Genomic DNA, 1091 nt, shown 5'->3' with positions numbered 1-1091 from the left:
CTTTGTCGTCTTTGTCAATTTCGATTTCTTCCGAGTTCAGAATGAATGACTTTATTTTATCTAAATTGTTCTTTTTAAAACTAAACATTTATTTCAGCGTGGTGTTTTTGGGATATTGCGTACAACGGTTTTGGCTAGGCTTTGTGCGGGAAGAAAATCGCCAAGATTTTCGAACACGGACTAAGCCGAAGCCTTTTTTTTGGTTTTAATTTTCTTATTACAAAGCCAAATCAAAAAGGATTTGGCGACTTAGTAAATATACACAAAACTTTGGAGTTAGGACTAAACCCGTATGAAGTTTAGCCGGTGTTAGCTGTTGCCTTTTCTCCATTCGTCAAACCATTTATCACTTTTTAAACCTGTTTTATATTCCCAATCTTCTTTAAGATATTTTAATAATTGGTCATTTAATATATTTTGTTTTTCTTCAATTCCATAGTAATTTCCATGTCGAATATTTCGTTCACATTGTTCTATTAAAACTGTGTTATTTAGTGATATTAATTGTTTTGCATCTTTTCTTTTCACACTTGATGTCGGTAATGAAATTCTTCCTTTTGTTTCTATTTGCTTAGACGTTCTTTTAAGTCCTACGTATATCGAATTTTGTTTTTTTATTTCTAACTCTCCAGATTTTATAAACTCCACAAATTTTGGAGAATAATTAAAAAATTCTCGAGCAAGGAAAGAATATTGTTTTCTTTTATGATTATAAAGTAGTTTTAACCATTTTTGTTCAAAGTCAGTATCTGGAAAACCTTGATTAGTTACTGAAGCATCATAATAATGCTCAATCCAATTGGATTTAGCTATTTCCTCCATTGCTAACACGCTTATATGAAAGGCAGTTGGAAATGAGTCATTTTTAAATAAAAGAATTGAATCAAAATGTAATCTCAAAGCGTTGATAATTGATTCAGTAGCTAATTTTTTAAATTTATATTTCGTTATTATTTTCGTCATTTCCAGGTTACAGCTAATAAGATGTGTAAAGATAGTAAAACGTTAGTTTTATTCTCTTTACATAGTGTTAGTTGTTGTTAAACGGAACTCAAAGGAAGTTTCCTTTGAGTTAGTGAGTAAAATAACTT

Annotated in this window: 1 protein-coding gene; it reads right to left on the bottom strand. The window is 29.9% G+C overall.

All coding sequences use genetic code 11. The features are described 5' to 3' along the window. Positions 1-309: 309 nt before the first annotated feature. Positions 310-963, bottom strand: a complete 654-nt coding sequence (locus EGM88_RS14970; RefSeq protein WP_123899231.1) for an AbiV family abortive infection protein — start codon at positions 961-963, stop codon at positions 310-312. Positions 964-1091: the final 128 nt, after the last annotated feature.

This window comes from Aureibaculum marinum (assembly GCF_003813905.1).
GTDB lineage: Bacteria > Bacteroidota > Bacteroidia > Flavobacteriales > Flavobacteriaceae > Aureibaculum > Aureibaculum marinum.
Note: the sequence above shows the minus strand (reverse complement) of the source record. Positions and strands in the feature narration are given on the sequence as shown.